The 8,363-nt window shown below is 74.0% G+C and carries 6 protein-coding genes; 5 read left to right on the top strand and 1 reads right to left on the bottom strand.

Annotation, left to right across the window (positions count from 1 at the left end):
- Positions 1-542 (bottom strand): MFS transporter (locus ABD52_RS34470; RefSeq protein WP_047894491.1); only part of this gene is annotated, 542 nt, incomplete at its 3' end.
- Between the two features lie 118 nt (positions 543-660).
- Between ABD52_RS34470 and ABD52_RS34465 the strand changes: the two genes are divergently transcribed.
- The 5 genes from ABD52_RS34465 to ABD52_RS34445 all read left to right on the top strand — a co-directional run.
- Positions 661-2,454, top strand: a complete 1,794-nt coding sequence (locus tag ABD52_RS34465; RefSeq protein WP_047894490.1) for an HSP90 family protein — start codon at positions 661-663, stop codon at positions 2,452-2,454.
- Complete coding sequence (locus tag ABD52_RS34460) at positions 2,447-5,290, top strand: hypothetical protein (RefSeq protein ID WP_047894489.1); 2,844 nt, start codon at positions 2,447-2,449, stop codon at positions 5,288-5,290. Before ABD52_RS34465 ends, ABD52_RS34460 begins: the two co-directional genes overlap by 8 nt.
- 71 nt (positions 5,291-5,361) lie before the next feature.
- Positions 5,362-5,976 carry a TetR/AcrR family transcriptional regulator gene (locus tag ABD52_RS34455; RefSeq protein WP_013283284.1) on the top strand — a complete coding sequence of 205 codons (615 nt, stop codon included), beginning with the start codon at positions 5,362-5,364 and terminating at the stop codon, positions 5,974-5,976.
- A gap of 77 nt (positions 5,977-6,053) precedes the next feature.
- Positions 6,054-7,391, top strand: coding sequence for an acetyl/propionyl/methylcrotonyl-CoA carboxylase subunit alpha (locus tag ABD52_RS34450; protein ID WP_047894493.1), 1,338 nt, complete (start codon positions 6,054-6,056; stop codon positions 7,389-7,391).
- Positions 7,392-7,416: 25 nt separating this feature from the next.
- The coding region (locus ABD52_RS34445) for a hydroxymethylglutaryl-CoA lyase (RefSeq protein WP_235437647.1) at positions 7,417-8,363 on the top strand (947 nt) is incomplete at its 3' end.

The following is an 8,363-nucleotide window of genomic DNA, read 5'->3' as shown; positions in this document are numbered from 1 at the left end:
CGCAAGGCGAAGGTCAGGGCGTCGGCGGTGAACGGGAGTGCGGGGGAGACGGCGAAGAGGACACCGGCCAAGGGGGCGCCGACGAAACCGCCGGCCACCGCCGTTCCGGCCTGGAGGCGGGCGTTGGCGCCCGCCAGCCCTTCGGGCGGCACCACAGTGGGCAGCAGCGCGTACGCGGACGCGTCGAAGAGCGTGCCCAGCAGGGCGAGCAGCGAGGCGACGACGACCAGCGTGGCGATCCCGGCGTGCCCGGTCGCCACGGACCAGGCCAGCGCCGCCACCACCACGGCCCGCCCCCCGTCCACCACCGCCATCGTCCGCCGCCGGTCCCACCGGTCCGCGTACACGCCGCTGAGCAGGCCGAACAGCAGCGGCGGAAGGAGCCCGGCCACTGTCACCGCGGCTACCGCGCGAGGGTCGCGGGTGAGCGTGGCGGCCAGCAGGGCCAGAGCCGGCGTACGCAGGGAGTCCCCCACCTGCGAGCAGACGGCGGCCGACCAGAGCAGCCGGTAGTCGCGGCCCGGGACGGCGGTGATCGTCATGCCGGGAGACGGTGTGCCCTGCACCCGGTGGAGGGTCAAGCCGCCGGGGTGAAACGGGACGGACACTGTCGGCGCTGACCGGTACGGTGAGCGCCGAAAATCCGAACCGGGAGCGCGATTGGACCGCACCTTCCAGGTGGACCTCCGTGGCGTGGTCGACCTGCTCAGTCATCACCTCTACGGCAGTCCGCGGGTCTACGTGCGCGAGCTGCTCCAGAACGCCGTCGACGCGATCACCGCGCGCCGGTCCACCGAGCCGAAAGCCCCGGCCCGGGTCCGCATCGAGCCGCCGGAGCTGACCGGCGACGGGACGCTGCGCGTGCACGACACCGGCATCGGCCTGACCGAGGCGCAGGTGCACGAACTGCTCGCCACCATCGGCCGCAGCTCCAAGCGCGACGAGCTGGGCTTCTCCCGGCACGAGTTCCTCGGCCAGTTCGGCATCGGCCTGCTCTCCTGCTTCCTGGTGGCGGACGAGATCCGGGTGGTCACCCGGCACGCCGACGAGCCCACAGTGCTCTGGACGGGCTGGTCCGACGGGCGGTACGCGGTACGGCTCGCCGAGCCGGAACAGGCCCGCGACGAGCCCGGCACGACAGTCACGCTGGTGCCCCGGCGCGACGCCGACCAGTGGCTCGGCGTACCCACTGTCACCGAGCTGGCCCGCCTCTACGGCGGCCTGCTGCCGGTCGACGTGCGGGTCGGTGACACGCCGACCACCGCCGGCCCGCCGCCGTGGCCGACCACGCCCGGGGCGCCGGTCGACCGGGCCGCCCTCCAGCGGTACGCGCAGGAGCTGCTCGGGTTCGTCCCGTTCGACGTGGTGCCGCTGTCGGTGCCCGAGGCCGGCCTGACCGGCGTGGCGTTCATCCTGCCCGCCGCGGTGAACCCGGCCGCCCGGGCCGGGCACCGGGTCTACCTCAAGCGGATGCTGCTCAGCGAGCACGCCGACGGGCTGCTGCCCGAGTGGGCCTTCTTCGCCCACTGCGTGGTCGACGCCAGCGAGCTGCGGCCCACCGCCAGCCGCGAGGCGCTCTACGAGGACGCGCTGCTCACCTCCGTCCGGGAGGCGCTCGGCGACCAGATCCGCGGCTGGCTGGTCCGGCTCGCCAAGCACGACCCGCGCCGGCTCGGCGAGTTCCTCCAGGTGCACCACCTCGGCGTCAAGGCGCTCGCGATGCACGACGACGAGATGCTGCGGCTGGTCGACCAGTGGTGGCCGATGGACACCAACGTCGGCACGATGACGCTCGCCGAGTTCCGGCAGCGGCACGGCGTGCTCCGGTACGCCGCCAGCCTGGACGAGTTCCGCCAGCTCGCCGCCGTGGCCGCCGCGCAGGACGTGGCAGTGGTCAACGGCGGCTACACGTACGACACCGAGCTGATCGAGCGGCTGCCCACAGTGGACCGGTCGGTGCTGATCGAGCGGCTGGAGCCGAGCGACCTGACCACCCGGTTCGAGATCCTCGACCCGGCGACCGAATTGGCCCTGCGGCCGTTCCTCACCGCCGCGCAGCGGGCCCTGGAACGGCTCGGCTGTGAGGTCGTGATCCGGGCGTACGACCCGGTCTCGCTGCCGGCGCTCTACCTGGTGTCCCGGTCGGCCGCGTTCCACGACCAGCTCGCCGCCAGCCGGGACAAGGCCGACGAGCTGTGGGGCGGCGTGCTCGACGCGCTCGCCGCCTCAGCGCCGCCGGACCGCCCGCAACTGGTGCTCAACCACCGCAACCCGCTGGTCCGCCGGGTCACCACGCTCGCCGACCCGGAGCTGGTCGGGCTGGCCGTCGAGGCGCTCTACGGGCAGGCCCTGCTGCTCGGGCACCACCCGATCCGGGCGGCCGACGCCGCACTGCTGAACAGTTCCTTCCTCGGCCTGCTCGGCCGGGCCGTACCGGGAGAGACCCGTGACTGACGACGACCTCTGGCGGATGCACCACGAGATCGAATCCATGCCGTACGGGCCGGGGCAGATCGCCGCGCTGGAGCAGTTGCTGCGCCGCGCCGACGCGGGCGACGACAGGCACCTCGCCTTCGCCGCCCGGGTCACCGGCACCACCGCGTACGTCTACGGCGGCGAACCGGCGAAGTCCTTCGTCACGTTCTCCTGGTGCCTGGCCGAGTACGACAAGGATCCGCAGCCCTACCACCAGCGCTACACGCACCAGCTGCTCTGGTTCTTCAAGTACATGGTCAACGCCATGGTGAAGTTCCCGGAGCTGCCGCTGGACCGGACGTACGCGGTGCTCGACGACATGGAACGGCGTTACCGCGACTCCGGGCACTCGCTCCAGGCGGTCTACAAGCACCGCTACCTGGTGGCCGCGCACCTGGGCGACGACGAGGCGGCGGAGCAGTGGTACCGCAAGTGGATGACCACCCCGCGCGACACGCTCTCCGACTGCGCCGGCTGCGACCCGACCACGCAGGTCGCGCACCTGGTGCGGCACGGCCGCCATGAGGAGGCGGTGGCGCTGGCCGAGCCGGTGCTCGCCGGGCGGCTCACCTGTAGCGAGCAGCCGCAGGGGATCCTCACCGCGCTGCTCACGCCCTACCGCGAGACCGGCCGCACCGACGCGGCGCGGGACGCGCACCGGGAGGCGTACCGGCGGGTGCGCGGGCACCTCGCCGACCTGTGGGACATCGCCGACCACGTCGAGTTCTGCACCGTGACCGGCAACGAGGCCCGCGCCCTGGAACTGGTCGAGCGCCACCTGGACTGGCTGGACCGCGCGCCCACCCCTGCCGCCGCGATGCACTTCGCGGCCGCCGCCTCGGCCGCGCTGCGTCAGGTGCCGGCCGTGCTGACTGTGCACCGCCGCGCCTCCGGCGAGCGGGCCGCCGCCGACGTGCCGGCGGGTGCGCTCGCCGACGAGCTGGCCGGTACGGCGACCGCGCTGGCCGAGCGGTTCGACGCGCGCAACGGCACCACGCACCAGTCCGGCCTGATCGCCCGCAAGCTGGCGGCCGGGCCGGTCGGCGAGCACCTGCCGCTCTCCGCGAGCCTGCGCCGCCCGGCGGTGCCCGCCGCGCGGACCGGCTCGGACGCGCCGGTGGCCTCTCCGCAGCCGGTGACGGTGCCCGCCGACGCCGGCGCGGACGAACTGCTCGCGCTGGCCGAGGAGTGCTGGCGCACCAACCGCCGGGACGGCCTGGTCGCCGCGTTGCACGCGTACGACGAGCGGTTCGGTGACGCCGACGTGCCCGCGACCACCCGCGCCTGGCGGCTGGAGCTGCGGGCCGGTGAGCTGTCCCAGGACGACGACGGCGTGCCGGTGGCGATCGAGGTCAACCGCGAGGCGCTCGCCGCGTGGCGGGAGGTGCCGGACCCGCTGCGCGCCCAGGTGGTGGCCGGGCGGCTCGGTGTGCTGCTCAGCATGGTCGAGGAGAGCGCGGACGAGGGGATGGCCCTGGCCCGGGAGTCGGCCGGCTACCTGACCGAGCACGGCGAGCCGCGTGACCGGGCCGCCGGCTGGGACCGGCTGGCCCTGGCCCACGTGCACCGCGAGCAGTGGGCGGAGGCGCTCGACGCGCTCGACCGGGCCGAGGCGGAGGCGGACGCCGATCCGTGGCTGGCCGGGCGGGTCGCGCTGCACCGCACGCACGTGCTGGAGCAGTTGGAACGGGCCGAGGAGTTCCGGGACGCGGCGGCGCGGTCCCGCCGGCTGGCGGGCGAGCTGGGCGACGCCGAGATGCTCACCGGCGCCTGCCTGGCGTACGCCCGCGCCACCGACGACCCGGCCGACGCGGTGGCCGCGTGCGAGGAGGCGCTGTCGGTCGCCCCGGCCGGCGCCCAGCTGCCGCTGCGGGTCACCCGGGGACGGGCGCTGATGGCCGCCGACCGGGCCGGCGAGGCGGTGGAGGATCTGGCCGAGGCGGTCACTCTCTGCGTCGAGCAGGGGCTGGAGGGCGACGCGCTGCTGCGCTGGGAGCTGGCCGAGGCGTACCGGGTGGCCGGTCGGCTGGCCGAGGCCGCCGAGGTGGCCGAGGAGGCGGTGCTCGGGCTCGACCGGGCCGGCGCGCAGGCCGAGGCGGACCGGTGCCGGCACATGCTGGCGGGCATCTACGCCGGCCTCGGCGAGACGGATCTGGCGCTCACGGTGCTCGACACGCTGGCCGAGAACCTGGACGGGCCGGACAATCTCCCCCACCGGGCGCAGGTGCTGGAGGAGTCCGGTGGCCTGCTCTACGACGCCGACCGGGACGCCCTGGCCGCGCAGCGGTTCGCGGCGGCAGCGACCGCCTGGCGGCTGGCCGGCTTCCAGGTGGACGAGCTGCGGGCCCGGCGGCGGGAACTGCTCGCCCTGCACTGGTCCGGCGACCTGCCGGCCGCGGTCGCAGCGATCGAGCGGGTGGACGAGGCGGCGGCCGCGCTCCCGGCCGAGGCCGACGAGGCGCCGGTGGTCACGTACGAGCGGGCGATGGCCGCCGACGCGGTGGCCCGGGTGCTGATCGGCGAGGATCGTCTCACCGCCGCGCTGGACCGGGTGGACGGGGTGCCGGAGCGCCTCCGGTCGATCGAGGCGTTCGGCGAGGCGGCGCAGGTCGAGGTGCTGACCGGTGAGCTGCTGCTGCGCGACGGGCGGCCGGAGCAGGCCGAAGGGCTGCTGCGCCCGGTCCTGGGCGGGCTGCCCAGCGGTTCCCGTCCCGCCACGCAGGCCGCCTGGCTGCTCGCCCGCGCGCTCGACGAGCAGGGCCGGGAGGCCGAGGCGTCGAAGGTCCGCGCCGACCACGGCATCGAGGAGGACTGACACGACGGGCTGGGGCAACCGTTGGGTAACCGCGGCTGCCCCAGTTCGAACGCGAGGTCTAGGCTGGTCCGGTGGCGGTGGAACAGCAGGCACGGGGTGCGGCGGGTGCGGCCCGGCGCCGGTCCCGGCGGGACGAGATCCTGGAGATCGCGGTCGGCCTCTTCGCGGCGCGCGGCTACCACGGTGTGTCGATGGACGACATCGGCGCGGCGGCCGGGGTCACCGGTCCCGCGCTCTACCACCACTTCGCCGGCAAGGAGGCGATGCTCGTCGCCGCCCTGATCCCGGTGAGTGAGGGGTTGCTCGCGGGCGGGCGGGAACGGGCCGCCGGTCACCCGGGCGACCCGCGTGCGGCGCTGGAGTCGCTGATCGACTTCCACGTCGACTTCGCGCTGGCGAACCCGGCGGTGATCGCGTTGCACCTGCACGAGCTGGACCGCCTCCCGGACGAGCCGCGCCGCCGGATCCGCCGGCTCCAGCGGATGTACGTCGAGGAATGGGTCACCGTGCTGACCGCGCTGCACCCCGGCCTGCCCGACGGCGCGGCCCGGGTGCTCGCCCACGCGGCGTTCGGCCTGATGAACTCGACGCCGTTCCTCGGCGGCGAGGTGGACCGCCGGCGCCGGGCCGAACTGCTGCGCGGCGCGACCCTCGCGGCCCTGCTCGCGCCCACCGACCCGACCTGACACGCCGCGCGTACCTTAACGCGTGTTAAGAAGAGACCCCGGCTTTGCGTCGAGAAGGGGTCACGTCCGTGCAGAAGATGATCGAATCGTTGTTGGTCGCAAACCGGGGGGAGATCGCGCGGCGGATCATCCGCACCGGTAGGCGGCTCGGGATCCGGACGATCGCGGTGCACTCGGAGGCCGACGGCGCGCTGCCGTTCGTGACCGAGGCCGACGAGGCGGTCTGCGTCGGCCCGGCGAACCCGGCCCAGAGCTACCGGAACGTCGAGGCGATCCTCGACGCCGCCCGGAGCACCGGCGCGCAGGCGATCCACCCCGGCTACGGCTTCCTGTCCGAGAACGCGGACTTCGCCCGTACCGTCGAAGGGGCCGGCCTGATCTGGGTCGGGCCCGGCGCCGACGCGATCAGCGCGATGGGCGACAAGATCAACGCCCGGAACCTGATGGCGGCCGCGGGCGTGCCGGTCGCGCCCGGCACCACCGAACCGACGAGCGACCTGGACGCGGCGGTCGCGGCAGCCGTGGAGATCGGTTACCCGGTGATGGTCAAGGCCGCCGCCGGTGGCGGCGGCATGGGCATGGGCGTGGCCGCCGACGAGGCGGCGCTGCGCACCGAGTACGACAAGGTCCGCGCGTTCGCCGAGCGGATGTTCGGCGACGGGTCGGTGCTGATCGAGCGGTACTTCCCCCGGGTGCGCCACGTCGAGGTGCAGATCCTCGGCCTGGCGGACGGCCGGGTGGTGGCGCTCGGCGAGCGGGAGTGCTCGGTGCAGCGGCGCAACCAGAAGCTGGTCGAGGAGTCGCCGTCCCCGGCGGTGTCGCCCGAGCTGCGCGAGCGGTTCCTGGCCGCCGCAGTGCGGGCCGGCGAGGCGATCAATTACCGCAATGCGGGCACTGTGGAATGCCTGCTCGATCCCTCGACGCAGGAGTTCTTCTTCCTGGAGATGAACACGCGGCTGCAGGTCGAGCACCCGGTCACCGAGTACGTCTACGGCGTCGACCTGGTCGAGGAGCAGTTGCGGGTGGCGTCCGGCCTGGCGCCGACGTTCGACCCGGACGCGCTCACCCCGCGCGGTCACGCCATCGAGCTGCGGATCAACGCCGAGGACCCGAAGCGCTTCCTGCCCGGCCCGGGCGCGATCACCACCTGGAACGAGCCGTCCGGCACCGGCGTCCGGGTCGACTCCGGCTACGTCGCCGGCAACACCGTCACGCCGTTCTACGACAGCCTGATGGCCAAGCTGATCCTCACCGGGGCGACCCGCGAGGAGGCGGTCGAGCGGGCGCGGGCGGCTGTCGCCCAGTTCGAGATCGCCGGCCCGAAGTGCAACCTGCCGTTCTTCGCCGAGCTGCTGGAGAACCCGGAGTTCCTCTCCGGCGACTACGACACCGGCATCGTCTCCCGGATGCGCTGACCTTCGACCCAGTGAGGTGAATCTGATGGCGGAACTTCCAGACTCCGTGAGCATCCGTGAGGTCGGTCCCCGCGACGGCCTCCAGAACGAGGAGCCCATCCCCACCGATGCGAAGGTGCGGCTTCTCGACGCGCTGTCCCGCACCGGGGTACGGCGCATCGAGGCCGTCTCCTTCGTCCACCCGAAGGCGATCCCGCAGATGGCCGACGCCGACGAGGTGTGGCAGCGGGCCGAGAAGGTCGACGGGGTGCGCTACTCCGCCCTGGTGCCGAACACCCGTGGCGCACAGCGGGCGCTGGCGGCGGGCTTCACCGAGATCGAGGTGGTGGTCTCGGCCAGCGACACGCACAACCGCCGCAACGTCAACCGGTCCACCGACGAGTCGCTGGACGACATCGCCGAGCTGATCGACCTGCTGCACGGCGCGGGCGCCACCGCCGAGGTGATCGTGGCGACCAGCTTCGGCTGCCCCTACGAGGGCGACGTGGACCCCCGCCGGGTGGCCGCGATCGTCGACCGCGTCGCCCGCGACGGCGCGGACCGCGTCGCCTTCGGCGACACCACCGGCATGGGTACGCCCCGGCGCGTCCGCGAACTGGTCACGGCGGTCCGGGACCGCAACGCCCACCTGCCGGTGCTGCTGCACTTCCACAACACCCGTGGCACCGCGCTGGCGAACATGCTCACCGCGATGGAACTGGGGATCACCGAGTTCGACGCCAGCGTCGGCGGCCTCGGTGGCTGCCCGTACGCGCCTGGTGCCAGCGGCAACCTGGCGACCGAGGAGGCGGTGCACATGCTGCACGACATGGGCATCGACACCGGCATCGACCTGGACGCCGGCGAGAACCAGCCCGACCAGGCCGACCGTGGCGGCCGAGGCGGCGAACACCTGCTCCTGCGGCACGCGGCGCCGCCGCTGCCCGCGCCCGTCGCCCGTTCGCCCGGTGGTGAGGGTTTCGGCGGTACAGG

The sequence above is a fragment of the Micromonospora sp. RV43 genome (genome assembly GCF_001029515.1).
Taxonomy (GTDB): domain Bacteria; phylum Actinomycetota; class Actinomycetes; order Mycobacteriales; family Micromonosporaceae; genus Micromonospora; species Micromonospora aurantiaca.
The sequence above is the reverse complement of the archived record's forward strand: the minus strand, read 5'-3'. Positions and strand labels throughout refer to the sequence as shown.

Bases quoted from the DNA above. Each gene is read 5' to 3' on its own strand.
- ABD52_RS34450 (WP_047894493.1), top strand. From the start codon at position 6,054: ATGATCGAATCGTTGTTGGTCGCAAACCGGGGGGAGATCGCGCGGCGG.